The organism is Massilia glaciei (assembly GCF_003011895.2).
Taxonomy (GTDB): domain Bacteria; phylum Pseudomonadota; class Gammaproteobacteria; order Burkholderiales; family Burkholderiaceae_D; genus Telluria_A; species Telluria_A glaciei.
Genome location: NZ_PXWF02000263.1, coordinates 1 through 24,598, shown reverse-complemented (window position 1 = coordinate 24,598; position 24,598 = coordinate 1). Strand labels below are relative to the sequence as shown.

The window sequence follows — 24,598 nt, the reverse complement described above, 5'->3', positions numbered from 1 at the left end:
ACGATGAACCAAACCACTCCCATAATTCTCGTTTTGTACTATTCGCGCCATGGCGCGACCCGCAAACTGGCCGAACTGATCGCGCAAGGCATCGAAAGCGCCGGCGTCGACGCCCGCCTGCGCACCGTGCCCGCGGTCTCGGCCGTGTGCGAGGCCACCGAGTCCGACATCCCCGCCGGCGGCGCCCCCTACGTCGAGCTGCAGGACCTGAGCGACTGCGCCGGCCTGGCGCTCGGTTCGCCAACGCGCTTCGGCAACATGGCCGCGAGCATGAAATACTTTTGGGACGGCACCGCCGCCGCATGGCTGGCCGGCACCCTCTCGGGCAAGCCGGCCGCCGTGTTCACCTCGACCGGCAGCCTGCACGGCGGCCAGGAGTCGACCCTGCTGTCGATGATGCTGCCGCTGCTGCACCACGGCATGCTGATCATGGGCCTGCCCTACACCGAGCCGGCCCTGATGACCACCGCCAGCGGCGGCAGCCCGTACGGCGCCTCGCACTGGTCCGGCGTCGACGGCGACAAGGCGGTCACCGAGGACGAAAAACGGCTGGCCGTAGCGCTCGGACGGCGGCTGGCGCAAACCGTGAGCAAGTTGGAGGCACGTCCATCATGATGAAGTCGCAACGATATTTCCACGCCGGCGCCATCATCAGCCTGGTGACCCTGATCGGCTGGCTGGTCGTGTGGGAGCTGCTGGTGGCCCCGCTCACGCCGGGCGGCTGGATCCTCTCGCTCAAGGCCCTGCCGCTGCTGATCCCGCTGACCGGCGTGATCAAGCGCGATGTCTACACCCTGCAATGGTCGTCCATGGTCATCCTGATCTACTTCACCGAGGGCGTGGTGCGCGGCTACAGCGACGTGCTGCCGGTCTCGCGCATGATGGCCTGGGGCGAGGCCGCGCTGGTGTGCGTCTACTTCGTGTGCGCGCTGCTGTACCTGCGCCCGTACAAACAGGCCGCCAAAAAAATGGCCAAGGAGCTGCTCGACAAGGTCAAAGTCGCGAAATGAAGGCCGCATTCCTCGCGCGCTGCCGCGGCATCGTCGGCGCCGACCAGGTCCTCACCGACGCGCTCGACATGGCCCCCTTCCTGACCGACTGGCGCGGCCGTTTCACCGGCAGCGCGCTGGCGGTGGTGCGTCCGGCCACGCCCGAACAGGTGGCGCTGGTGGTGCGCGCCTGCGCCCAATGGCGCGTGCCGCTGGTGCCGCAGGGCGGCAAGACCGGCCTGGTGCTCGGCGGCGTGCCCGACCAGAGCGGGCGCGCGATCGTGCTCTCGCTCGCGCGCATGAACCGGGTGCGCTCGCTCGACCCGGTCAACCGCACCATCACGCTCGACGCCGGCTGCATCCTCGAGGACGTGCAGGAGGCCGCCGCCGCCCACGGCTGCCTGTTCCCGCTCTCGCTCGCGGCCGAGGGCAGTTGCACCATCGGCGGCAATCTGTCGACCAACGCGGGCGGCACCGCGGTCCTGCGCTATGGCAACACGCGCGATTTGTGCCTCGGGCTCGAGGTGGTCACGCCGCAAGGCGAGCTGTGGAACGGCCTGCGCGCCCTGCGCAAGGACAACACGGGCTACGACCTGCGCGACCTGTTCATCGGGGCCGAGGGCACGCTCGGCGTGATCACCGGCGCCGTGCTCAAGCTCCATCCGCAACCGAAGGCGTCGATCACGGCGCTGGTGGCGCTGGCCACGCCGCGCCACGCGCTCGCGCTGCTCACGCTGATGCAGGACAGCTGCGGCGCCAGCCTGACCGGCTTCGAGCTCATGTCCGATTTTTGCCTGCGCCTGGTCGCGACCCATTTCCCGGCGCTGCCGCAGCCGTTCGTGACGCGCCACGCGCAGTACGTGCTGCTTGAGTTGTCGAGCAGCGAATCGGAGCGGCACGCCGTCGGCCTGCTCGAGCGCGCGATCGAAACCGCGCTCGAGTCCGACATCGCCGACGACGCCCTGGTGGCCACCTCGATCGCCCAGTCGCGCTCGCTGTGGCAGTTGCGCGAACATATCTCGATGGCGCAGGCGGCCGCCGGCAAGAACATCAAGCACGACGTCTCGCTGCCGATTTCCCGCATCGCCGACTTCATCGCCCGCACCGACGCGCTGCTAGCGCAAGCCTACCCGGGCTGCCGGCTGGTGTGCTTCGGCCACGTCGGCGACGGCAACCTGCATTACAACGTCGCCCCGCCCGAGCACACCGGCGACGACGATTTTCTGGCCTGCCAGCCGGGCGTGAACCGGATCGTGCACGACAGCGTGCACGGCTTCGGCGGATCGATCTCGGCCGAACACGGCATCGGCGCGCTCAAGCGGGACGAGCTCGTACGCTACAAGTCCGAGGTCGAATTGAACATGATGCGTGCGATCAAAACCGCGCTCGACCCGCTCGGCATTATGAACCCTGGAAAAATTCTATGAACTCCGGGAGAGACATCATGTTGGGCATCAACACGAACACGGTTTCCTTGCTGGCCCTCGGGGCCTGGTGCGCCGCGGCCGGGGCGCAGACCACGATCCATAAATGCGTGATCGAAGGCAAGGTCAGCTACGGCGACACGCCCTGCACCGCCGGCGCCGCCTCGCAGTTGCTGGTGCCGGCCACCGGCGCGCCCGACCCGCATTACACCAAGCTGATGGCGCGCCAGAAGGCCTACGTCGGCAGGCTCGACGCCGAGCGCCGCGCCGAGGAAATTCAGGCCGAGCGCCGCGGCGCGCACGAGCGCAGGCAGGCCGCGGCGCACCGCCAAAAGTGCGCCAAGCTGGGCCTGCGTAAAAAATGGAACCACGAGGACCTGGCGCGGGCCGAGGGCAAACACGCCGCATCGCTGCGCGTCAAGGCGCGGCGCCAAGCCGAAGAAATGGCGCTTGAATGTCCGGATTGACGGTGTTGTCACGCTGGTTGCTGCTCGGCGAGTGGCGCGCCCACCCGGTGCGCGCGCTGCTGGCGGTGGCCGCCATCGCGGTCGGCGTGGCGCTCGGCTTCGCGATCCACCTCATCAACGCGGCCGCGTTCAACGAATTCTCGTCGGCCGTCAAGAGCCTGTCGGGCCAGGCCGACATCCAGGTGGCCGGGCGCGAGCCGTTTTTCGACGAGGCGATCTACCCGCGCCTGGCGCGGCGCGATGGCGTGGCCGTGGCCTCGCCCGTGCTCGAACTGAACGCGTCGATCCCCGGCAAGGGCGGCGCGCTCAAGATCATCGGCATCGACGCCTTCCGCGCGCCGCAGATCTCGCCCGACCTGATGGGCGTGCCGGCCGCCGACAAGATGTTCGACGTGCTCGCCGACGACGCCGTGTTTCTGTCGGCCGGGGCCAGCGCATGGCTCGCGCCGAGCGGCGCCATCGTGGTGCGGGCCGGCACCAGCGACTTCCCGCTGCGCGTGGCCGGTCCGATCATGCAGGCGCGCGCGGGCCAGAGGCTCGGCGTGATGGACATCGGCGCGGCGCAATGGCGCTTCGGGCTCACCGGCAAGCTCTCGCGGATCGACCTCAAACTGCAAACGGGGATCAACCGCGAAGCCTTCGAGCGCGCGCTCGCGCGGGAGCTCGAGCGCGACTTCCCGGGCCGCTTCCAGGTGGGGCAGCCCAACGACGAGAACCAGAACAGCCGCAACAACAACATGAGCCGCGCCTACCGCGTGAACCTGACCGTGCTCGCGCTGGTGGCCCTGTTCACGGGCGCGTTTCTGGTGTTCTCGACGCAGGCCCTGTCGGTGATGCGCCGGCGCAGCCAGTTCGCGCTGCTGCGCGTGCTCGGGGTCGAACGCGGGCAGTTGCTGCGCCAGGTGCTGGTCGAGGGGTCCAGCCTTGGCGTCATCGGCGCCCTTATCGGCGTCGCCGGCGGCTACGCGCTGGCCGCGACGGCCCTGCATTTTTTTGGCGGCGACCTTGGCGCCGGACTGTTCTCGGGCGTGCGGCCCGAGGTCCAGTTCACGCCGGTCGCGGCGCTCGTCTACTTCGGGCTCGGCCTCGGCGTGGCGCTGCTCGGCTGCCTGGCGCCGGCCTACGAGGCTTCGCGCGCCGCGCCCGCCGTGGCGCTCAAGTCGGGCAACGACGAGGTCGCGCTGGCGCGGTTGGCGCGCATCTGGCCGTCGCTCGTGTGCCTGCTACTGGCCGCCGCGCTGTCGCAGGCGCCGGCCATCGCCGGCCTGCCGCTGCTCGGCTACCTGTCGATCGGGCTGATGCTGGTCGGCGCCATCGGCCTGATGCCGCGCATGGCCTCGGCCGTGTTCACCGTCTTGAACCGCGTCTCGCTGCGGCGCAAGGCGCAGTCGCCGGTGCTCGCGCTGACGCTGGCGCGGCTCGCCAACGCCTCGGGCCAAGCCGCGATCGCGCTCGGCGGCGTGCTGTCGAGCTTCAGCCTGATGGTGGCGATGGCGATCATGGTGCTCAGCTTCAGGAGTACGGTCGACGAATGGCTGGGGCAGATCCTGCCGGCCGACCTGTATGTGCAAATGAAGAGCGGCGGAGACACCGCCGCCTTCGGGCCCGCCGAGCAGGCCGCGATGGCGGCCGCGCCCGGCGTGGCGCGCGCCGAATTCCTGCGCACGCTCTCCCTGTCGCTGCAAGCGGACCGCCCCAACATCACCCTCATGGCGCGCGAGTTCGACATGGCCGACCCCGGCAAAAGCGTCGACCTGGTCGGCGCGGCGGCCGCCGCGCCGCCGGGCGCGATGCCGGCGCTGGTGTCCGAGGCGATGCTCGACCTGTACGGGGTAAAGGTCGGCGGGCGCATTTCGGTGCCGCTCAACGGGCTGGCGCGCGAGTTCTTTATCGTCGGCGCGTGGCGCGACTACGCCAACCAGAGTGGATCGGTCAGCATCCATTTATCCAACTACCGCGCGCTCACGGGCGACCTGAATGCCAGCAACGTGGCGCTCTGGCTCGCACCGCAGACCAGCGCCGGGGAGCTCACCGGGCGCCTGCGCAAGCTGCCGTTCGGAAGCGCGCTGGCGTTCGCCGAGCCCGGCCAGATCCGCGCCATGAGCCTCAAGATATTCGACCGCAGCTTCGCGGTGACCTATCTGCTCGAGGCCATCGCGATCGCGATCGGCCTGTCCGGGGTGGCCGCGACCTTCTCGGCGCAGACGCTGGCGCGCGCCAAGGAGTTCGGCATGCTGCGCCACGTCGGCGTGACCAAGGGCCAGATCCTCGGCATCCTCGCGCTCGAGGGTGGCGCGCTGACCGCGCTGGGCATCGCCTGCGGCTTCGGGCTCGGTTTCGTCATCAGCCTGGTGCTGGTGCATGTCGTCAATCCGCAGTCATTCCACCTGACCATGCAGATGCACATCCCGTGGGGCATGCTCGCGGGCGTCGCTGCGGCGCTGCTGACGGCGTCGGTGATCACGGCGCTGGCCTCGGGCCGCTACGCGCTCTCGGGCGGGCCGATTCGCGCGGTAAGGGAGGACTGGTAATGCGTTTCTTGTATTTTTGGTTCGGCGCGCTGTTGCTGGCGGCGCCCTGCCGGGCCGCCGCGCCCGTGTTCGCCGAGGTCACGCCCGGCCGCACCCTCGCCTTCCCGCGCGATTTTGGCGCCCACCCGGACTACCGCACCGAGTGGTGGTACGTGACCGGATGGCTTAAAAAGGCCGACGGCAAGCCGCTCGGCTTCCAGGTCACGTTCTTCCGCAGCCGCAGCACGCACGACCCGGCCAACCCGAGCGCGTTCGCGCCCAAGCAGATCATCATCGGCCACGCCGCCCTGTCGGACCCCGCGCTTGGCAAGCTCGCGCACGCGGAGCGCAGCGCGCGCGAGGGCTTCGGGATCGCCTACGCCAAGACCGGCAACACCGACCTCAAGCTGGACGACTGGCGCATGACGCGCGCGGCCGACGGCAGCTACGCGGTCAGCATCGCCTCGCCCGAGGTGAGGCTATCGCTGCGGCTCACGCCGACCCAGCCGGTCTTGCTGCAGGGGCGCCAAGGCTTCTCGGCCAAGGGCCCGACGCCCAAGCACGCGAGCTACTACTACAGCGAGCCGCAGCTCAAAGTGGCCGGCACGGCGGCCCACGGCGGCGCCGCGCCGCAGGTGGTGGGCGGCAGCGCCTGGCTCGACCACGAATGGTCGACCGAGGCCCTGCCGCCCGAGGGAACCGGCTGGGACTGGGTGGGCGCGAACCTCGACGACGGCTCCGCGCTGATGGCTTTCCAGATCCGGAACAAGCAAGGTGGTAAACTATGGGCGCACGCAGTGTTGCGTGACGCCTCCGGCAAGATCAGTCAATACGCCCCGGAGCAGGTCAGCTTTACCCCGCAGGCGCGGTGGAAGTCCCCGCGCACCAATGCCGTGTACCCGGTGGCGACGACCATCAACACCGGCGGCACGCTCTGGCAGCTAACGCCTTTGCAAAACGACCAGGAACTCGATTCGCGGCGCTCGACCGGGGCCGTGTATTGGGAGGGCGCGGTCACGATCAAGCGCGACGGCAAGCCGGCCGGACGCGGCTACCTGGAAATGACGGGCTACGACAAGCACATGAAACTTTGAACAAGCAGAACAAAACACGATGACCAACAGCTCCACCAGCTCCACCAGCACCAAAACACCGTCCGAAGAAAGCCGCAAGGGCAGCCTCGCCGCCTTCAAGGGCCTGCTGCCCTTTTTGCGCCCGTACAAGCGCCAGTTCGCGCTGGCCGGCGTGGCGCTCACCGTCGCCGCCGGCGCCACGCTGACCATCCCGTACGCCTTCAAGCGCATGATCGACCAGGGCTTCGGCGCCAGCGCGGGCGTGAGCAGCGTCGACAACGTCAACGCGACCTTCCTCGCCCTGTTCGCCGTGGCCACCGTGCTGGCGCTGGCGACGGCGGCGCGCTTTTACATCGTCTCGTGGCTCGGCGAGCGCGTCACGGCCGACATGCGCAGCGCCGTCTACAGCCATGTGGTGAGCCAGAGTCCCGAGTTTTTCGAGACCACCCAGAGCGGCGAGGTCCTCTCGCGCATCACCACCGACACCACCCTGATCCAGGCCGTGGTCGGGACCAGCATCTCGATGGCGCTGCGCAATGTGCTGCTGTTCATCGGCGGCCTGGTGATGTTGTTCGTGACCAGCCCCAAACTGACGGCCATCATTTTGGGCCTGCTGGTGCTGGTGGTGGTGCCGATCGTGCTGGTCGGGCGGCGCGTGCGCAAGCTCTCGCGCGATTCGCAGGACCGGATCGCCGACGCCTCGGCGATCGCCGGCGAGATCCTCAACGCCATGCCGACCGTGCAGGCCTTCACGCACGAGCGCATCGAGTCGAACCGCTTTGGCGCGTCGGTCGAAAACGCGTTCGAGACGGCGATGCGGCGCATCCGCGCGCGCGCCGTGCTGACCGTGGTGGCGATCGTGCTCATTTTCGGCACCATCGTGTTCGTGCTTTGGCTGGGCGCGCACGCGGTGCTGGCCGGGACCATGACCGGCGGCGACCTTGGCCAGTTCATTTTGTACGCGGCCATCGTGTCGGGCGCGATCGGGGCCTTGTCGGAGGTGATGGGCGAGGCCCAGCGCGCCGCCGGCGCCACCGAACGGCTGCTCGAACTGCTCGCGGCCAAATCGCGCATCGAGAACCCGCCCAAGCCGCTCGCCCTGCCGCCGCGCTCTGCCAGCGGCGCCGCGCTCGAACTCAAAAACGTGATGTTCTCCTACCCGTCGCGGCCCGACACGGCGGCCCTGTCGCACCTGTCGCTGTCGATCAAGCCCGGCGAGACGGTGGCCGTGGTCGGATCTTCGGGCGCCGGCAAGACCACCCTGTTCCAGCTGTTCCTGCGTTTTTACGATCCGCAGAGCGGCACCATCACGCTCGACGGCGTCGACATCCGCCAGCTCGACCTGCACGCGCTGCGCGACGCGATCGGCATCGTGCCGCAAGACACGGTCATCTTCTCGACCGACGCGATGGAAAACATCCGCTACGGCCGCGCCGGCGCGACCGACGCCGAGGTGATCGCGGCGGCGCGGATGGCGGCGGCGCATGAGTTCATCGCGCGCTTGCCCGATGGGTACAACTCGTTTTTGGGCGAGCGCGGCGTGCGCTTGTCGGGTGGCCAGCGGCAGCGCATCGCGATCGCGCGCGCCTTGCTCAAGAATCCGCCGTTGCTGCTGCTCGACGAGGCGACCAGCGCGCTCGACGCCGAATCGGAGCGCCTGGTGCAGGCTGCGCTTGAGGCGGCCATGGTCGGGCGCACGACGGTGATCATCGCGCACAGATTGGCGACGGTGCAGCGCGCCGACCGCATCATCGTGATGGAGGACGGCCAGATCGTCGAGACCGGCACGCACGCGGCGCTGGTGGCCTTGGGCGGGATCTACGCAAACCTCGCCGCGCTGCAGTTCCACAGCGGGCACATGATGCATGAAATTACCGACGTCTGATATTCACCAATTGCACAATACTTTTGTTCGCGCGAGGGGGCAAACGCATGCGTTTGCCCCATACTGAGTTTGCTTACATCCCGATTTCAAACCTTCAGGCTTGGAAACCGGATGCGCTTAATTCCCCTGATTGCCCCGATACAGCTTGCTGAACATCGAGTTCCCGCTCACCGTCGACGACGGCGTGGACTGGTAAATATCCCAGTGCTCCACCAGCTCAAAGTTCACCACCCGATACAAATCGCAAACCATCCCGCCGGCGAATTCGTCACTGTGGTTGGCCCCCACCGGCGTGATCTGCGCGCATGCGGCCGCGATGTCGCCATCCGCCATCGAATGCACCACACGGTATCCCGCCCCAGGCGTTGAAATATAGTGGATCACGCTGGCGAGCGCGGCGCGGCCATTGCCCACATTCGGATTGTGCTGGATGTAGTTCACATGCCAAAGCCGATTGAGCAAGCCGAAATTCTGCTTGCCGAAAACCTCCTCCGACAATCCCTTCACCAGCAAGCGATTGCCCTCGACCTGCTCGTCGGACAACACCGGCGGCGTCGTCGCGTACTGGTACAAATCGCTGAACGCCGAGTTTCCACTGGCCGACCAGGTCGGCGCCTTGGCACGCACCGCCCAATGCTCGACGATGACGCCCTTGTCAAGCCGGTAGACATCGAGCCGGTTCAAACCGCTCTTTTCGTTCGCGGGCGTGGCCGAGATATGCGAGTGCACCATCACCATGTCGCGGTCGCCGAGAATATGCTTCACCGTCAAGGCCTGCCCTGGCAGGGTCTGGCGCAGCGACTCGATAGCCATCAGCATGCCGGTACGGCCGTTGGCCACTGTGGGATCATGCGCGATCAAATTCGGTGCGAAGTATTTGCCCAGCGCTTGGATGTCGGTCCCGCCGAGCATTGCCTCCGACAACTGCCTGACCACGGCTTTGTTACTCGCTTCAACATTTTGCACTTGCTTGTACAGCGCCGGCGCGGCCGAAACCGGCAGGCAGGACAATGCCGAAAGCGCGAGGGAAAGCAGAATTACGGGGGTTTTACGTTGTGGCGATTTCATGCGTGATCTTTCTGATATGAGTGGTGGAAAAACCTGAATCAAGCGGGGTTTCGGGATACCGGACCTGGCCTGATGTGTGCCAAGCTTGCATCATCGGCAATCCATGTGGGACGATGCTGGGACGAGCCGTGTGATTCGCGTGATGGTCGGAATCAAGGGCACACATGAAGCGCTTTACACTCAATCCATTGGCAGACAGGCACTTGCCACCACCTTTACGAGCGGTTTTCAACAAAAACGATGCTTCGACTTAGACTTCCGCCTCCGATCTATTGGGGCGCGTGGGCGCTGGCCTGCTTGTATAACTTTTCGCTCAACTTTGCGAGCGCCTACTGGAAAACCGTACTGGTCTTCAGCGTGTCGCATTTCGCCGTATGGGCCTTGGTCGGCATATTGGCGATGCCGCTCATGCGCCGCTATCCCGTGCGCCGGCATTGGCGGGCATGGCTGTTTCATCTGGTGGTGGGCGCGCTTTTCACGCAGTTCGTTATCACGCTGGGCCACCTCGTCTTTTTCGAGATCACGGGAACGGGCGCGAGGCTGTCCTTCTTGAGCGTGATGCAAGTTGCCTTCGAGACGTGCTTCCACCTTGGCATGCTGACCTACTTCTGCTTTCTTGGCGTGGTCCAGATGCATGATGCGCAAAAGCTGTCGCGGCAGCGCGAATTGCAAGTGGCCGAGCACAAGGCGGCGCTCGTCCACGCCCAGCTGCAAAGCCTGAAGATCCAGTTGCAGCCGCACTTTTTGTTCAACACCCTGCACGCAATCGCCTCGCTGATGCACTACGACGTCGACACCGCCGACCGGATGCTCAACCGCCTCAGCGAACTGCTGCGCATCTCCCTGCAAGAGGTCGGGAGCCCGGTCGTCACTCTCAGGCAGGAGATCGGCTTTATCGAAGCCTATCTCGACATCGAAAAGATCCGCTTTGAAGAACGGCTTAGAATCAGCTGGCACATCCCCGACGCCTTGCTCGGGTTTGAGATTCCCCCGTTTATCCTGCAGCCGCTCGTCGAGAACGCGATCAAGTATGGTGTCGCCCCGCGCGGGGACGGCGGCAGCATCGCCATCCGCGCCCATGCCGACGGTCACGACATGCTGCTTGAGGTCGAAGACGACGCGCCCGCCACACTGGAGGCGCAAAAGGGCTTCGGGATCGGGCTGCGCAACACGCGCGAGCGGCTCGACGCCCTTTACGGCGGCGGCAAACACTTCGACCTGATACGCGAGAACACGCGCACGATCGCGCGCCTGCGCATTCCACAAGCGGCCCTCGGCGAGCGGGCGTATGCATAGGGCCGACACGCCGATCCGCGTGCTGATCGCTGACGACGAGACCTCGGCGCGCAGGCGCTTGCTGCAGTTTCTCGCCGACGAGACCGATATGGTCGTGGTCGCCGAGTGCCGCGACGGCCGGGCGACCTGCCTCGCGATCGAGCAGCTGGCGCCGGACCTCGTGTTCCTCGACGTTGAAATGCCCGAATACACGGGGCTGCAGGTTCTCGAAAAGATCGGTGTCGGGCGCATGCCTGCGACCATATTCGCCACCGCCTTCGACCACTACGCGGTCGCCGCATTCGACGCCAATGCGATCGACTACCTACTCAAGCCCTTCGCCCGCCCCCGCTTTGCGCGGGCGGTGGCAAAGGCGCGCGCGCGACTGCGTTCGGGCGACCTTGCCGAATCGCACGCCGAGCTGGCCGGCGTATTGAGCCGACTGGCCTGCGCAAGCAATGTCAGCGAGCGCATTCTGGTCCGTGTAGGTGAATCGCAACAGTTGATCAAGACGGCCGACATCATGTATGTCACCGCGGAGAAGAACTACGTCCGCCTGCACGCCAAGGAGGAACACTATCAGGTTCGCGAAACGATGGTGGGCATGCTCGAGCGCCTGGAGCCGGCCTTGTTTCGGCGCATCCATCGCTCCCACATCGTCAACCTGGACCATGTGCGCAAAATCCTGCCCTGGTTCGGTGGCGACAGCCTGGTCATGATGAGTGACGGCAGCCGCCTTACGCTGAGCCGAAACTACCGCAGCGCCCTCGACGACCTGGTCTAGCAACCCGTCGGAAACATTCTCAGACGCACCAAATGGTAGTATAGCTACAACCCCTCAGCAAGTCCCGCACCGCCCCTTCCCAACGACCAGCCCTTGATATTACTCAAACCGTGTTGCAAAGCACCATCGAAATCACGAATTTCGATTGTTTTGGTAGTAAAACTACGCGACAATAAAACCGCGTTATCATTCATTCATCGTTTTTCCAACGCTGCGAATGGCACGCTGGCGGGCCGGCCCGCAGCGCGAATGGACCGGCCGCCATGACAAAAAATTATTCCTATAAAAAATCAAGGAGACAGCTTTGAAAATCGTGTTCAACAAAGCACTGATGGCGGCAAGCGTTGCGGCCTGTTTTGCAAGCCCGCTAGAGGCCCATGCCGCGCCGGGCCAGGTGTATGTCAATCTGTTCGAATGGAAATACACCGACATCGCGCAGGAGTGCACCCAGGCGCTCAAACCTGCCGGCTTCAGCGCGATCCAGATCTCGGTGCCGTCCGAGGCCAAGGGCAACACCAACCAATGGTGGGAGCGCTACCAGCCCGCCAGCTACCGGCTCGACGGCCGCCTGGGCACGCGCCAGCAATTGGCCGACATGGTCAACACCTGCCGTAACGCCGGCGTCGCCATCTATGCCGACGTCGTGCTCAACCACATGGCCAACGGCACCGGCACCGGCGAGGCGGGCAGCAGCTACAACGGCGCATCCTACTACCCGGGCCCCGGTTACGGGAGCGCCGACTTCCACCCGCGCTGCGACATCAATGACAGCAGCGCCACCAACGTGCACGACTGCTGGTTGGGCGGCGACCTGCCCGACCTGCGCACGGGGTCCGACAAGGTGCGCCAGGCCACCGGCGCCTACCTGAAAGACCTGCTGAGCCTGGGCGTGGCCGGTTTCCGCATCGACGCCGCCAAACACATCGCCGCCAACGACCTCAAGGCGATGCTCACCATCGCCGGCCCCCTCAACAGCGCCACGGCGAGCGCCTTCGGCATGACCAAACCATGGGTGACGGGCGAAATCTACGGCGGCTTCGGCCCGATCGACAGCACCGAGCGCGCGATTTACTTCAGCCTCGGCTCGATGAACGAATTCAAGTACAAGGACGTGATGCGCGACACGTTCAACCGCAACGGCACCTCGATCTCGCAACTGGCCAATATGTTGCCGATCAACGACACGAGCCCGAATCCGCGCGGCCTGTACGCCAGCCGCGACGCCACCGTGTTCGTGAGCAACCACGACCTCGAACGCCACAACGATTCGCTGACCTCACGCAACAGCGGCAAGCTGTTCAACCTGGCCAACATCTTCATGCTCGCCTACCCGTACGGCCAGCCGCAATTGCAGTCCGGCTTCAAACTGACCGGCAACCAGGCCGACGACACCACCGCCGTCCCGACCGGAAACATCTACGTCAACGGCACACCCAATTTTACCAACTGGGACCAGCAGCACCGCTGGCGCGAAATCAGCAATATGGTTGAGTTCCGCAACCAGACCCAGGGCAAGTGGCAGATCGACGACTGGACCACCAACGGCGGCGACCGGGTCGCCTTCCATCGCGGCGACCGCGGCTTTCTCGCCATCAACCGCGACGACGGCAATGCGTGGGTCGCGACCTTCAGGACCGGGATGGCGCAAGGCCAGTATTGCAACGTCATCAATGGCTTGTTGAATTCGACCAAGACCGCCTGTTCGGCCGACGTCGTCACCGTCCATGCCGACGGCACCGCCAACCTGAACATCCCCGGCATGAATGGCGCCGGCATTCCCGCCGTCGCGATCCACGCCGGCCAGAAGATCGGTGCGGTTACCGGCGACATCACGCCGCCATCGGTGCCAACCGGCCTTGCCACCACCCTGGTCGGCAGCAACAGTATCTCCCTGCGCTGGAATGCCTCGACCGACAATGCGGGCGGCAGCGGCATGAAGGGCTACAACGTGGTGCGCGACGGCGGCGCTCCCGCTTTCACCGCCGGCACCAGCTTCACCGCCAACGGTCTGCTGCCGAATACGGTTTATCGGTTCACGGTGTCGGCGGTCGACAACGCCAACAACAGTTCGGGGCCAAGCAGCCCGGCGCTGGAGGTGAAGACCCTGGCACTAGGAACTTGCCAGGTGCAGATCAACTTCCAGGTGACCGACAACACCACCGTCGTCGGGCAGGATGTGTACCTGACCGGCAGTGGCACCGAACTGGGCAATTGGGACACCGCCACGGCTACCAAGCTGCCTGGCACCGCCTGGCCCCTGTGGAAAGTATCGCGCAACCTGAATGCGGGCACCACCTACCAGTACAAGTACATCAAGAAAGGCGTCAGGCCGCTGCAGTGGGAAACCGGCGCCAACCGGGTGATCACAGTGCCGGCATGCGGCAGCGCGCCGTACACCGTTCCTGTCAGCGCGTTCCGCCAATAAGGAGTCGTTGACTCCGGAAGCATTGCCCGGCGCCCCGCCTTGGCGGGGCGTTTTTCCGCGGCGGGGCGCCATCAGTTAAAATATCGCCCATGCGCCAATATCTTGAATTCATGCGCCATGTGAAAGAACATGGCACCAAAAAAACAGACCGCACCGGCACCGGCACGCTGTCCGTTTTCGGCTACCAGATGCGCTTCGATCTGGCCGATGGTTTCCCGCTCGTGACAACCAAGAAACTGCATCTGAAGTCGATCATCCACGAATTGATCTGGTTCCTTGCCGGTTCCACCAACATCGCCTACCTCAAGGAAAATGGCGTCTCGATATGGAACGAGTGGGCCGACGAGCAAGGCAATCTCGGCCCGATCTACGGCTACCAGTGGCGCAACTGGCCGACGCCGGACGGCGGCCATATCGACCAGATCAGCCAGGTCCTCGATCAGATCAAGACCAATCCCGATTCGCGCCGCCTGATGGTCTCGGCATGGAACGTGGCCGACATCGGCCAGATGAAACTGCCGCCGTGCCACGCGCTGTTCCAATTTTATGTCGCCGAGGGCAAGCTCTCGTGCCAGCTTTACCAGCGCAGCGCCGACATCTTCCTCGGGGTGCCGTTCAATATCGCCTCGTACGCGCTGCTGCTGCACATGATGGCCCAGCAAGCGAACCTCGAAGTGGGCGAATTCGTCTGGACCGGCGGCGACTGCCATATCTATTCGAACCATCTCGACCAGGTCGACCTGCAACTGTCGCGCGACACCCTGCCCTTGCCCAAGCTGGTGCTCAAGCGCAAGCCGGACACGCTGTTCGATTATAAATTCGAGGATTTCGAGATCGTCGATTATCAATCGCACCCGGGCATCAAGGCGCCGATCGCCGTATGAACCCGCAATTGACCATCGTCGTGGCGATCGACGCCGAGCGCGGTATCGGCGTCAACAACACGCTGCCGTGGCGGTTGCCCGAAGACCTGGCGCATTTCAAGCGCGTCACCTCGGGCCACCCGATCATCATGGGGCGCAAAACCTTCGATTCGATCGGCCGTCCGCTGCCGAACCGGCGCAATATCGTCATCACGCGCAATCCGGACTGGCGCCACGACGGGGTCGAGTCGGTCGGCTCGCTCGACGCGGCCATCGCGCTGGCGGGCGGGACGCCGGCGTTTATCATCGGCGGGGCGCAAATCTTTGCCGAATCGATGGACCTGGCCGGCCGCATGATCGTCACCGAGATCGACCACACCTTCGCCTGCGACACGTTTTTTCCGGCGATCGACCCGAACGTCTGGCAGGAGATAGCGCGCGAGGCGCACCATTCCGAGGCGAACGGCTTCGATTTCTCCTTCGTGACGCTGGAACGGCGCGCTTAAGGCGCGCCGCTGCCGGGGTAGCCGCGCATACCTTGACCAGCGTCTTTTGCGCCGGATCGGCCGTCAAGTGTGGCGCCAGATTGTGCTTTTATGGCGGGGCAAACCCAGCAGTGCGACACCATGTGACTGTTGTGGATACTCTAACAAAAGTTTTTTCACCGGATCACGCGCATTTCTGCGAAAATCCGCATCTTGTTTTCTATCGGTGCCGTGAGCGACGTTCCGCCAATTCTGGCGTGGCAGTTCCTCGCGGCGCTTCGCTTTGGAGCCGCACATGAAATTTCGTTTTCCTATTGTTATCATCGACGAGGACTTCCGTTCCGAGAACACCTCCGGCCTCGGCATCCGCGCGCTTGCCGCCGCAATGGAAAAGGAAGGCATGGAAGTGCTCGGCCTGACCAGCTACGGCGACCTGTCCCAGTTCGCCCAGCAGCAGTCGCGCGCCTCGGCCTTCGTGCTGTCGATCGACGACGAGGAATTCGGCGGCGGCTCGGTCGAGGAGACCAACTTCGCGCTGACCGCGCTGCGCGCCTTTGTGCAGGAGATCCGCCACAAGAACTCCGACATCCCGATCTACATCTACGGCGAGACGCGCACCTCGCGCCACATTCCGAACGACGTGCTGCGCGAGCTGCACGGCTTCATCCACATGTTCGAGGACACGCCCGAATTCGTCGCGCGCCACATCATCCGCGAGGCCAAGTCCTACCTCGACGGCCTGGCGCCGCCGTTCTTCCGCGCGCTGGTCAACTACGCCAACGACGGCTCCTATTCGTGGCACTGCCCGGGCCACTCGGGCGGCGTGGCCTTCCTGAAGTCGCCGATCGGCCAGATGTTCCACCAGTTCTTCGGCGAGAACATGCTGCGCGCCGACGTCTGCAACGCGGTCGAGGAACTCGGCCAGCTGCTCGACCACACCGGCCCGGTCGCCAAGTCCGAGCGCAACGCGGCCCGCATCTTCAACGCCGACCACTGCTACTTCGTCACCAACGGCACCTCGACCTCGAACAAGATGGTCTGGCACTCGACGGTCGCCCCCGGCGACATCGTCGTGGTCGACCGAAACTGCCACAAGTCGATCCTGCACTCGATCATCATGTGCGGCGCAATTCCCGTGTTCCTGATGCCGACCCGGAACCACCTCGGCATCATCGGCCCGATCCCGCTCGAGGAATTCACGCCCGAGAGCATCGCCCGCAAGATCGAAGCGAACCCGTTCGCCCGCAACGCCGTCAACAAGAAGCCGCGCATCTTGACCATCACCCAGTCGACCTACGACGGCGTGGTCTACAACGTCGAGACGCTGCGCGAAATGTTGGACGGCAAGATCGACACCCTGCACTTCGACGAGGCGTGGCTGCCGCATGCGACCTTCCACGACTTCTACAAGAACATGCACGCGATCGGGCGCGACCGCCCGCGCGCCAAAGAGTCGATGATCTTCTCGACCCAGTCGACCCACAAACTGCTGGCCGGCCTGTCGCAGGCCTCGCAGGTGCTGGTGCGCGAGTCCGAGACCGTCAAGCTTGACCGCGACGCCTTCAACGAGGCGTACCTAATGCACACCTCGACCTCGCCGCAGTATTCGATCATCGCCTCGTGCGACGTCGCCGCCGCCATGATGGAGGCGCCGGGCGGCACCGCGCTGGTCGAGGAGTCGATCTTTGAAGCACTGGACTTCCGCCGCGCGATGCGCAAGGTCGACGCCGAATTCGGCCAGGACTGGTGGTTCCAGGTCTGGGGCCCGGACACCTTCAGCGAAGAAGGCATCGGCACCCAGGACGACTGGATGATCCGCGCCGAGGACGACTGGCACGGTTTCGGCAATCTGGCCCCGGGCTTCAACATGCTCGACCCGATCAAGGCCACGGTGGTGACGCCGGGCCTGACGCTCGACGGCGTGTTCGGCGAGACCGGCATTCCGGCGTCGATCGTGACCAAATACCTCGCCGAGCACGGCGTGATCATCGAGAAGTGCGGCCTGTATTCGTTCTTCATCATGTTCACGATCGGGATCACCAAGGGCCGCTGGAACACGCTGGTGACGGCGCTGCAGCAGTTCAAGGACGACTACGACAAGAACCAGCCGATGTGGCGCATCCTGCCCGAGTTCGCGCAGACCAACCCACGCTACGAGTCGATGGGCCTGCGCGACCTGTGCCAGCAGATCCACGACTTCTACAAGGCCTACGACGTGGCGCGCCTGACGACCGAGATGTACCTGTCCGACATGATCCCGGCCATGAAGCCGTCGGACGCGTTTGCCAAAATGGCGCACCGCGAAATCGACCGCGTGGCGATCGAGGACCTCGAGGGACGCATCACCGCGATCCTGCTGACGCCCTACCCGCCGGGCATTCCGCTGCTGATCCCGGGCGAGCGCTTCAACAAGACCATCGTCGACTACCTGCGCTTCGCACGCGACTTCAACGAGCGCTTTTCGGGCTTCGAGACCGATGTGCACGGCCTGGTCAAGCGCGAGGTGGACGGCAAGATCGGCTACTTCGTCGATTGCGTGCGCCAGTAAGTTTGCCGGTACCTCGCCACAAGCCGTGGCGTGGTCTATTTTTTCAGCCGATCCAAGCGAATGGCCTATTTCATCATCCTGCCGGTCTTTGTCGTCTGGCTGTTGGTCGCTGGCGCCGCCATGGTCGCGTGCCGCCTTATTCCAAGTTGCGCCGACGCTTGGCAGTACGTGTGGCGCATCGCGCTGTGGGCGACTGTGGGATTCATCGTCGCCAACGCAGCACTTTGGTTCTTTCTGATGCCTGCGCTGGCGGCGATGCCATCGAATTCCGACAGCAGCGGTATGCTGAAGTCGTTGTGGGGCCTGGTGGCGATTGGCGCTCCATTCCTGATAACGCCTATCGGCTGGGCCATCGGCGCGGCGATTGGATTTTTTCTCGGCCATCGCACGCACCACGCGCGGTTCGCCTGAAACGCAGCCCCAAAACAAAAAACCGTTCAGTCTTCTGAACGGCTTTTTTTGGGGGCGCTGTTAATTACGCTTTTGGCAGCGTCACGCCATGCTGGCCCTGATACTTGCCGCCGCGGTCCTTGTACGAGGTCTCGCACTCCTCATCGCTTTCAAAGAACAGCACCTGCGCGCAGCCCTCGCCCGCGTAGATCTTGGCCGGCAGCGGCGTGGTGTTGGAAAACTCCAGCGTCACATAACCTTCCCACTCGGGCTCGAACGGGGTCACGTTGACGATGATGCCGCAGCGCGCGTAGGTCGATTTGCCAAGGCAGATCGTCAGCACGTTGCGCGGAATGCGGAAGTATTCGATGGTGCGCGCCAGCGCGAACGAATTGGGCGGAATGATGCAGACGTCGCTCTTGATGTCGACGAACGAATTCGGATCGAAGTTTTTAGGGTCGACGATGGTGCTGTTGATATTCGTGAAGATCTTGAATTCATCGGCGCAGCGGATGTCGTAGCCATACGACGAGGTGCCGTACGAGATGATCTTTTTGCCATCGACCTCGCGGACTTGTTGCGGTTCGAACGGTTCGATCATGCCGGTGGCCTCGGCCGTGCGGCGGATCCATTTGTCGCTTTTAATTGTCATCGCGGGAGCTTTTCTAAAAATGTCGGGAGGAAGCTGCAATTGCGCGGGCGCCGGGCGCGGCGGCGCAACAGAATCCCGCGATTTTACGCGAAAAGTGCCCCAAAGCTAAACAATTACGTGGCCTTGCCGGCAAGCTGCCGGGCCTGCTCGAGCAGCTTGTCGAGCATGTCGAGGGTCAGTTTGGCGGCCAGATCGGGCGATTCCATCGGAAACAGGTGCCCGCCCTCGATTTTGGCAAAATTGTCGCGCACCAGGCGGCGCGTGGGGCCGAGCCCGGCCTGCGACATTTCGACCGACGCGGTGCCGGCGATACAGCCGATCGGCACCGGAAAGCGGCGCCGCAGCACGCTGCCCATGTGGTGCGGCAAGCCCGAATAGATCGCGCTTTCGACATCGCGCGAGAAGCGCAACTGCTTGCCTTCGGGGTGGGGCTTGAGGCCGTGCTCGAGGTAATCGGCCAGCACCCCCGGCGCCCATGCCGCAAAAATGTCTTTGGAGCCAAAATGGGCGTGCGCGCTGTCGGTGTCGGGCCACACAAACCGGCGCCTGACCGAAAACTGGGCCGGCGACAGGCGCTCGGACAAGCCCAGCGCCTTTGCGGTGCGCCACACCATCGCGCGCCAGCCGGCCACCACGGGTGAATCGAGCATCACCACGCAGCGCGCCAGGTCGGGCCGCTCGCGCGCCGCCATCATGCTGAGCATGCCGCCGAGGGAGTGGCCGAGCAGAATCACCGGTTGCTTGTACTGCTCGAGTTGGGCGATCAGCTCGGCAACCAGGCCGGGCCAGCCGTCGGTCACCGGATAGGCCGGGTCGTGGCCGAACATGTCGACCGAGCGCACATCGTACCGGGGACGTAGCCGGTCCAGGAACTTGCTGTAAGTCCCTCCGGGGAAGCTGTTCCCGTGGGAAAAATGCAGTATTGGCTTGTTCATCATGGGGGCGATTCGATTCAAAGTGGCTTGAATTGTAAGGCCGATTTTCGCGACATCCTCGCCAATTAGAGGGAATGCACTAGAGATAGGCCGCGCGGGCCCAGCGTCCGTAGCAGTAGCGCGCGCGTGACACGGGGTTCTTCCGCGGTGTTGCCCGGCCCAAACTGAACGCTGGCCTCGTCTTCGAGAGCGAAATGGTAAAGCTTATCAAACCACAATGTTGATGATAAGCTTGCTTATGACAATTCCAACACTCCCCCGCGGTGACCGCCGCGTCGCCGCAATACTCCTCTCCACCTTGCTGGTTTTCCTGCTACCCGGGGCGGCGTTTAGCGAGGAGATTCACCTCGCGCCTTCGCCGGCACTTGTCTGCCTGACGCGCGTAGCGGGTTCGCCCGATAAACCGGCGTTCCCCGATGATCTAGTGGAGGCACAGGCAGAAGGCAAAGTGAGTGTCGAACTCGAATTCCATGCTCCCGACGCCAAGCCCACTGTCAAAATCCGTAAAAACAACGTCGATGTCGGACCGGGGGCGTTCAGCGAGATCGTCAACGATTACGTGCGCGCTTATCGTGTGCCATGCATGAAGGCCGGCGAGGGCAAGGTGACGCTGCTACAGGACTACGTCTTCATCCCCTATGGTGACCGCCGCATCTACGAATCGAAGGCGCGTGACCCGGCCGATGACGAGCGCGCCGAGATCGTGAAGTGCCTGGTGCACCAACAGCCCGGTTCCAAGCCAGCCTATCCGCTCGAGGCAATGAGAAAAGAGCATACCGGCAAGCTGGTCGCGCGCTTGACCTTTACGGCCCCCGACAAAGCGCCGGGCGTTGAATGGGTCGCCGCGGTGCCGCACAAATCGTTGCGCGATGGGGTTGCAAAATTCGTGCAAGGCTATCGCCTGCCGTGCATGAAATCCTCACCCGTGACGACTCGCGTCAGCTACCAATTTAGCCTGGGCGAGACCACCAAAACCTATATGCGCGATTTGAGCCTCGTGGAGTTGCTTGGCAACGCCAAGGACTTGGACCTGCCAGCCGTTTTCGACTTTGGCACAATGGCATGCCCGTTCGATGTGCGCGTGACGTATTACCGTCCTTTCGAACAGAACAGCGTGGAGGAATTCGACCTGTCCAATCCGGCGCGGGCCCCGTTGCTAAAGTGGCTTGAAGGTCTGACCTTCAATCAGAAAGAGGCCAAGCAGTTGGAGATGTGGGGTATGAAAGTCATTGTCAGGATACCCTGTGGCGCGCTCAATCTATAAGATCGACGTGCGCGTCCACGGTTAGAGCGGCAACCGCCATGGGTGGGCCAGGCATAAGATCGGGCTCCTATCTTCCGTACCAGTAGCGCGCATGCACAACCCGATATTCCTGCGCGCTGAGGGCCGGCCCGAACTGCAAGCTGATCGCCCCCGACTGATCCGAACGCAGGCGCCGGATGCCCCGCGCGCCATAAAGTGCATATACCTGTGCCTTGGGATGCTTATAACGGTTGCGGTATCCAACCTGAAACAACGCCAACTCCGGATGCACCGCCGCCAAAAATGCTGGTGTCGACGAGGTGCCACTGCCATGGTGTGGCGCGAGCAGCACATTGGCGCGCAGCGAACCGGCGGCCCCCGCGACCAGTTGCGCCTCTTGCAGCGCCTCGATATCGGCCGCCAGCAACAGCGAATGTGCCCTGGCGGTGATGCGCAAGGTGCACCCGCGTGCATTCGGCTTCAGGCCAGGATCGTCATAACTTGCAATGGTCGGATGCAGCATCTCAAAGCGCACACCATCCCAATTCCAGCTCTGGCCGGCGCTGCAACGCCGATGCAGCGCCGCGGTGCGCACAATCGGGTGTTCAAACCACAGCGACGACGCGACCCAGCCTACCTTAATCGTTTGCATGATCGCGAGCGCGCCGCCCGAATGGTCGACATCGCTGTGTGTGACGACCATGCCATCCAAACGGCTTATGCCGCGCGCTTTCAAATAGGGGACGATAACCCGGTTGCCGCCGTTCGACTCCGGCGAATACGCGGGCCCCGTGTCGTACAACAGGCGATGGCCGCTGGTTTCGATCAGCAACGCCGTGCCCTGCCCCACGTCGAACGCGGTGACCGTCATGCTGCCAGCGGCCGGATGCGATGGCTGCCCCGCCAGCAGCGGCAGCCACGACACGACGCCGAGCCAGCGATGCGGCCAGCCGCGCGGCGCGAGCATCCAGACGGTGCCGAGCAGTGCGAAGCAGAACACCGGCGCCGACGGCAGCGGCGCGTGCCACACCGCAACGTCGCTGGCGCTGATCCCGGCGAGCACAAAGGCCAGCGCCTCGACCACGAGGTGCGCCAGCCACAGCAGCATGGTCGACAACGGCGCGGGCAGCATGCTCCCCACCAGCGCGAGCGGCGTGACCACAAAGCTGATCAGCGGAATGGCCAAGGCATTGGCCAGCGGGCTGGCCAGCGAAACCTGAGCGAACAGCAACATCGTCAGCGGCACCAGCCCCAACGTCACCACATACTGGGTGCGCACGCCCAGCCTGAGCGCCTCGCGCAGCGCGCCGTCGCCGACCGCGATCCGCCCCGTGGTCGCGTAGAGGATGACGGCGACGGCGCCGAACGAGAGCCAAAAGCCCGGCTGCAGCACGGCCCAGGGGTCGAGCAGCACCACCGCGCCGAGCGCCGCGCACAACACATGCGACACATTCGTGATGCGCCCGCACCAGAGCGCGAGCGCGACCACGGCCAGCATGTAAAACGTGCGCTGCGCCGGCACACCAAAGCCGGCCAACAACACATAAAGAAAGGCGATGCCCGCGCCCGCCAGCGCCGCGACCTTTTGCGCCGGCAGCAGCAATGGCAACTGCGCCTGCGTAAAGAAGGAGCGGCGCCACAGCGCCGAGGCCAGCCAGGCGAACAGCCCGGCCACCATGGTGATGTGCAATCCCGAGATCGAGATCAGGTGGCCGACCCCGGTGCGGTTGAACACTTCCCAGTCGGACTGTTCGATGGCGCGCTGGTCGCCGACGACCAGCGCGACGATCACGCCGGCATAGCGCTTGCCTTGCAACGCGCGCAGGATCCGTTCGCGCAGCGCCGCGCGGGCGCGTTCGACCAGGTTGCCCGCGCTGAACACGAAACCGTCGAGCCGGCGGTTCGAGCGCGCTTCGGCGCGCACGTAGCCGGTGGCGCGCAGGCCCCGTTCAAGCAGCCAGACCTCGTAGTCGAAGCCATGGGGATTGGCGTTGCCGTGCGGCCTATTAAGGCGCACCGTAAGCTGCCAGCGCTCGCCGGGCCGCACATCGCCAACCTGCCATACCGCGCGGTGATAGCCGCTGTACCACGCCAGCGCCACGCGCGGCGGGAGCGCGATGCGCGCGCCGAGTACCCGTTCAACCGCGAAATGAAAGCGTACGCCCTGCCCGAAATGGTGAGGCAGGCTGTCGATGGTGCCGACAATGGTGATGTCGCGCCCTTCGTCGGCCCTTGCCAGTTGCGGTGCCAGCGCCAGGTGCGCCAGCAGTGCGGCCCAGGAAAAACCCAGCAAGGCGCCGGCGGCAAGCGCGCATAGCGATCGACGCAACAAGCACAGCAGCACGGCGAGCGCGACCAGCGCCGCCAGCGTTGTGCCACTTGGCAGCGCCGCGGCGTTTTGCAAGACGGCAGCACCGGCGACGAAACCGAGGATCGCACAGCGCATGGGTTTCGGCCGATCGCGGAAAAACCTCCAGTGTGCCCGGACGGGCATGTGGCGAATTTGCTTGGGGTCTAAGGTAAGCGGCGCGGAGAGGCGCTGGGTTCCCGCCTTCGCAGGAATGACGGGGGGCCGCGGGAAGTCATTTCTGCCCTATGGCCCCGCGCCAGCTCCGTGACCCACGCCCTCGCCCGCTCTCTGGCCCGCGCCTCCTCCGTCATTTCCGCCAACGGCTGCCCTCGGCTGGCCTCGGACGTCCGCGGACACCTGCACAGGCACTTCGGTTTTTCCTTCTCCCAATGGCAAACCGCGGGTTGAGCACTGGCATAAAAATTGCTAAAAAGATAATGCAGATCACAATTGCCAATCGATACATTTTCTGAAAGATGATTCCTTAGTGCTCAAAAAATTCGGTCAGGTCGCACTTTTTCTTGCCCTGGCTTGCCATTGGCCGGCATCAACGGCGAAGACCCAAGTCCCACCAACCACCTTTTCACCCGCGCAGTTGAAAGAGGACTTCGTGTTTCTCAAGCAGGCGATCGACAAAACCCACCCGGACCCAAGCTATTCTGCCGACATGAAACGGCTCGACCAAGCATTCATGGACGTGGAACGGCAATTGGAAAAGCCGATGACGAGCGATGAAACATGGCGCGTCCTTACGGCGCTCAACCCCGTTTTCGCCGATGGCCACCTGCTCGTCTCGCTGTCGGACATCGACCAACAGGCCAAGGCACATTTGCGCGGTGGATCGGGATTCTTCCCGTTTGAAGTCCACGTCGAAGCCGACGGCAACGTCTATATCCTCGCCGAGATGGGCGGTGCGGCAAGTCCGCTCGTGGCGCGACGCATCGAAACGATCAATGGCGTTCCGGCACGCGAGGTGGCTGAACGATTGCTCTCGCTGACGCATGGCGACACGCCCGAGTTGCGGGCAAATTTTCTTTCCGGACGGTGGTGGCGGTTTTATTGGAAGACGTTCGGCGCGCCAAGCCATTTCGACTTGGTGATCGCGAAACCGGAAGGATACGAGAAAATTCGCCGAAGCGCCGTTGCCAAACTGCCCGCGTCATTTGCATCTGAAGAAGACTTTGGCCAGCAATTCAAATTTGAGATGCTGGGCGTTCTCAAGAACCAAGTGC

Annotated in this window: 20 protein-coding genes and 1 pseudogene; 16 read left to right on the top strand and 5 right to left on the bottom strand. The window is 64.2% G+C overall.

The features are described from left to right. The first annotated feature begins 3 nt into the window (after window positions 1-3). From wrbA to C7C56_RS19050, 7 genes are read left to right on the top strand one after another with little or no spacing between them, the layout of a single operon-like run. Window positions 4-615 (top strand): NAD(P)H:quinone oxidoreductase, encoded by a 612-nt coding sequence (gene wrbA / locus C7C56_RS19080; RefSeq protein WP_106758956.1) that lies wholly within the window; start codon window positions 4-6, stop codon window positions 613-615. Beyond that, the gene (locus C7C56_RS19075; protein WP_106758955.1) at window positions 612-1,010 is read left to right on the top strand and encodes a DUF2069 domain-containing protein; all 399 of its coding nucleotides are present in this window, start codon (window positions 612-614) and stop codon (window positions 1,008-1,010) included. The genes wrbA and C7C56_RS19075 overlap by 4 nt, the downstream gene beginning before the upstream one ends. Then, window positions 1,007-2,416 carry an FAD-binding oxidoreductase gene (locus C7C56_RS19070; protein ID WP_106758954.1) on the top strand — a complete coding sequence of 470 codons (1,410 nt, stop codon included), beginning with the start codon at window positions 1,007-1,009 and terminating at the stop codon, window positions 2,414-2,416. The genes C7C56_RS19075 and C7C56_RS19070 overlap by 4 nt, the downstream gene beginning before the upstream one ends. Further along, a complete protein-coding gene (locus tag C7C56_RS28305) occupies window positions 2,413-2,880 on the top strand; it encodes a DUF4124 domain-containing protein (RefSeq protein WP_146204553.1) in 468 nt (155 codons plus the stop codon). The genes C7C56_RS19070 and C7C56_RS28305 overlap by 4 nt, the downstream gene beginning before the upstream one ends. Continuing rightward, window positions 2,868-5,411, top strand: a complete 2,544-nt coding sequence (locus tag C7C56_RS19060) for an FtsX-like permease family protein (RefSeq protein ID WP_106758952.1) — start codon at window positions 2,868-2,870, stop codon at window positions 5,409-5,411. Before C7C56_RS28305 ends, C7C56_RS19060 begins: the two co-directional genes overlap by 13 nt. Next, a complete protein-coding gene (locus C7C56_RS19055; protein WP_106758951.1) occupies window positions 5,411-6,484 on the top strand; it encodes a lipocalin-like domain-containing protein in 1,074 nt (357 codons plus the stop codon). Before C7C56_RS19060 ends, C7C56_RS19055 begins: the two co-directional genes overlap by 1 nt. A gap of 19 nt (window positions 6,485-6,503) precedes the next feature. Then, a complete protein-coding gene (locus C7C56_RS19050; RefSeq protein WP_106758950.1) occupies window positions 6,504-8,348 on the top strand; it encodes an ABC transporter transmembrane domain-containing protein in 1,845 nt (614 codons plus the stop codon). 117 nt (window positions 8,349-8,465) lie between these two features. On the opposite strand, the gene C7C56_RS19045 is transcribed toward C7C56_RS19050, so the two are convergent. Next, window positions 8,466-9,416, bottom strand: coding sequence for a nuclear transport factor 2 family protein (locus C7C56_RS19045; RefSeq protein WP_106758949.1), 951 nt, complete (start codon window positions 9,414-9,416; stop codon window positions 8,466-8,468). Window positions 9,417-9,713: 297 nt separating this feature from the next. Between C7C56_RS19045 and C7C56_RS19040 the strand changes: the two genes are divergently transcribed. Both C7C56_RS19040 and C7C56_RS19035 read left to right on the top strand, forming a co-directional pair. Further along, on the top strand, window positions 9,714-10,712 hold the full coding sequence (locus C7C56_RS19040; RefSeq protein WP_181373250.1) for a sensor histidine kinase: 999 nt from the start codon (window positions 9,714-9,716) through the stop codon (window positions 10,710-10,712). Next, a complete protein-coding gene (locus C7C56_RS19035) occupies window positions 10,705-11,475 on the top strand; it encodes a LytR/AlgR family response regulator transcription factor (RefSeq protein WP_106758947.1) in 771 nt (256 codons plus the stop codon). The genes C7C56_RS19040 and C7C56_RS19035 overlap by 8 nt, the downstream gene beginning before the upstream one ends. 44 nt (window positions 11,476-11,519) lie before the next feature. Here C7C56_RS19035 and C7C56_RS28995 read toward each other — a convergent pair whose 3' ends face one another. Continuing rightward, window positions 11,520-11,669: a hypothetical protein gene (locus C7C56_RS28995; RefSeq protein WP_181373249.1), complete on the bottom strand. Its 150-nt coding sequence runs from the start codon at window positions 11,667-11,669 to the stop codon at window positions 11,520-11,522. Between the two features lie 119 nt (window positions 11,670-11,788). Between C7C56_RS28995 and C7C56_RS19030 the strand changes: the two genes are divergently transcribed. The 5 genes from C7C56_RS19030 (at window position 11,789) to C7C56_RS19010 (ending at window position 18,207) form a co-directional block, all read left to right on the top strand. After that, a complete protein-coding gene (locus C7C56_RS19030) occupies window positions 11,789-13,900 on the top strand; it encodes a carbohydrate-binding module family 20 domain-containing protein (RefSeq protein WP_229458865.1) in 2,112 nt (703 codons plus the stop codon). A gap of 89 nt (window positions 13,901-13,989) precedes the next feature. After that, a complete protein-coding gene (locus tag C7C56_RS19025; RefSeq protein WP_106758945.1) occupies window positions 13,990-14,784 on the top strand; it encodes a thymidylate synthase in 795 nt (264 codons plus the stop codon). After that, on the top strand, window positions 14,781-15,269 hold the full coding sequence (locus C7C56_RS19020; protein WP_106758944.1) for a dihydrofolate reductase: 489 nt from the start codon (window positions 14,781-14,783) through the stop codon (window positions 15,267-15,269). Before C7C56_RS19025 ends, C7C56_RS19020 begins: the two co-directional genes overlap by 4 nt. A 274-nt stretch (window positions 15,270-15,543) precedes the next feature. Next, the gene (locus C7C56_RS19015) at window positions 15,544-17,796 is read left to right on the top strand and encodes an arginine/lysine/ornithine decarboxylase (RefSeq protein ID WP_106758965.1); all 2,253 of its coding nucleotides are present in this window, start codon (window positions 15,544-15,546) and stop codon (window positions 17,794-17,796) included. Between the two features lie 60 nt (window positions 17,797-17,856). Then, window positions 17,857-18,207, top strand: a complete 351-nt coding sequence (locus tag C7C56_RS19010) for a hypothetical protein (RefSeq protein ID WP_106758943.1) — start codon at window positions 17,857-17,859, stop codon at window positions 18,205-18,207. Window positions 18,208-18,271: 64 nt separating this feature from the next. Here C7C56_RS19010 and dcd read toward each other — a convergent pair whose 3' ends face one another. Both dcd and C7C56_RS19000 read right to left on the bottom strand, forming a co-directional pair. Next, window positions 18,272-18,838 (bottom strand): dCTP deaminase, encoded by a 567-nt coding sequence (gene dcd / locus C7C56_RS19005; protein WP_106758942.1) that lies wholly within the window; start codon window positions 18,836-18,838, stop codon window positions 18,272-18,274. Window positions 18,839-18,951: 113 nt separating this feature from the next. Further along, a complete protein-coding gene (locus C7C56_RS19000) occupies window positions 18,952-19,773 on the bottom strand; it encodes an alpha/beta fold hydrolase (RefSeq protein WP_106758964.1) in 822 nt (273 codons plus the stop codon). Window positions 19,774-20,011: 238 nt separating this feature from the next. On the opposite strand from C7C56_RS19000, the gene C7C56_RS18995 reads away from it, so the two are divergent. Continuing rightward, a complete protein-coding gene (locus C7C56_RS18995) occupies window positions 20,012-21,037 on the top strand; it encodes a hypothetical protein (RefSeq protein WP_146204552.1) in 1,026 nt (341 codons plus the stop codon). A gap of 67 nt (window positions 21,038-21,104) precedes the next feature. Here the strand turns inward: C7C56_RS18995 and C7C56_RS18990 are convergent, their stop codons facing one another. Continuing rightward, a complete protein-coding gene (locus tag C7C56_RS18990) occupies window positions 21,105-23,462 on the bottom strand; it encodes a DNA internalization-related competence protein ComEC/Rec2 (RefSeq protein WP_106758940.1) in 2,358 nt (785 codons plus the stop codon). Window positions 23,463-23,853: 391 nt separating this feature from the next. Here C7C56_RS18990 and C7C56_RS18985 point away from each other — a divergent pair. After that, a pseudogene (locus C7C56_RS18985) lies at window positions 23,854-24,598 on the top strand (hypothetical protein); the annotation flags it as partial.

Excerpts from the sequence above, each read along its gene's own strand:
- wrbA (WP_106758956.1), top strand. The coding sequence starts at position 4 with ATGAACCAAACCACTCCCATAATTCTCGTTTTGTACTATTCGCGCCAT.
- C7C56_RS19075 (WP_106758955.1), top strand. The coding sequence starts at position 612 with ATGATGAAGTCGCAACGATATTTCCACGCCGGCGCCATCATCAGCCTG.
- C7C56_RS19070 (WP_106758954.1), top strand. The coding sequence starts at position 1,007 with ATGAAGGCCGCATTCCTCGCGCGCTGCCGCGGCATCGTCGGCGCCGAC.
- C7C56_RS28305 (WP_146204553.1), top strand. The coding sequence starts at position 2,413 with ATGAACTCCGGGAGAGACATCATGTTGGGCATCAACACGAACACGGTT.
- C7C56_RS19060 (WP_106758952.1), top strand. The coding sequence starts at position 2,868 with ATGTCCGGATTGACGGTGTTGTCACGCTGGTTGCTGCTCGGCGAGTGG.
- C7C56_RS19055 (WP_106758951.1), top strand. The coding sequence starts at position 5,411 with ATGCGTTTCTTGTATTTTTGGTTCGGCGCGCTGTTGCTGGCGGCGCCC.
- C7C56_RS19050 (WP_106758950.1), top strand. The coding sequence starts at position 6,504 with ATGACCAACAGCTCCACCAGCTCCACCAGCACCAAAACACCGTCCGAA.
- C7C56_RS19045 (WP_106758949.1), bottom strand. The coding sequence starts at position 9,416 with ATGAAATCGCCACAACGTAAAACCCCCGTAATTCTGCTTTCCCTCGCG.
- C7C56_RS19035 (WP_106758947.1), top strand. The coding sequence starts at position 10,705 with ATGCATAGGGCCGACACGCCGATCCGCGTGCTGATCGCTGACGACGAG.
- C7C56_RS28995 (WP_181373249.1), bottom strand. The coding sequence starts at position 11,669 with ATGAATGATAACGCGGTTTTATTGTCGCGTAGTTTTACTACCAAAACA.
- C7C56_RS19025 (WP_106758945.1), top strand. The coding sequence starts at position 13,990 with ATGCGCCAATATCTTGAATTCATGCGCCATGTGAAAGAACATGGCACC.
- C7C56_RS19020 (WP_106758944.1), top strand. The coding sequence starts at position 14,781 with ATGAACCCGCAATTGACCATCGTCGTGGCGATCGACGCCGAGCGCGGT.
- C7C56_RS19015 (WP_106758965.1), top strand. The coding sequence starts at position 15,544 with ATGAAATTTCGTTTTCCTATTGTTATCATCGACGAGGACTTCCGTTCC.
- C7C56_RS19010 (WP_106758943.1), top strand. The coding sequence starts at position 17,857 with ATGGCCTATTTCATCATCCTGCCGGTCTTTGTCGTCTGGCTGTTGGTC.
- dcd (WP_106758942.1), bottom strand. The coding sequence starts at position 18,838 with ATGACAATTAAAAGCGACAAATGGATCCGCCGCACGGCCGAGGCCACC.
- C7C56_RS19000 (WP_106758964.1), bottom strand. The coding sequence starts at position 19,773 with ATGAACAAGCCAATACTGCATTTTTCCCACGGGAACAGCTTCCCCGGA.
- C7C56_RS18995 (WP_146204552.1), top strand. The coding sequence starts at position 20,012 with ATGACAATTCCAACACTCCCCCGCGGTGACCGCCGCGTCGCCGCAATA.
- C7C56_RS18990 (WP_106758940.1), bottom strand. The coding sequence starts at position 23,462 with ATGCGCTGTGCGATCCTCGGTTTCGTCGCCGGTGCTGCCGTCTTGCAA.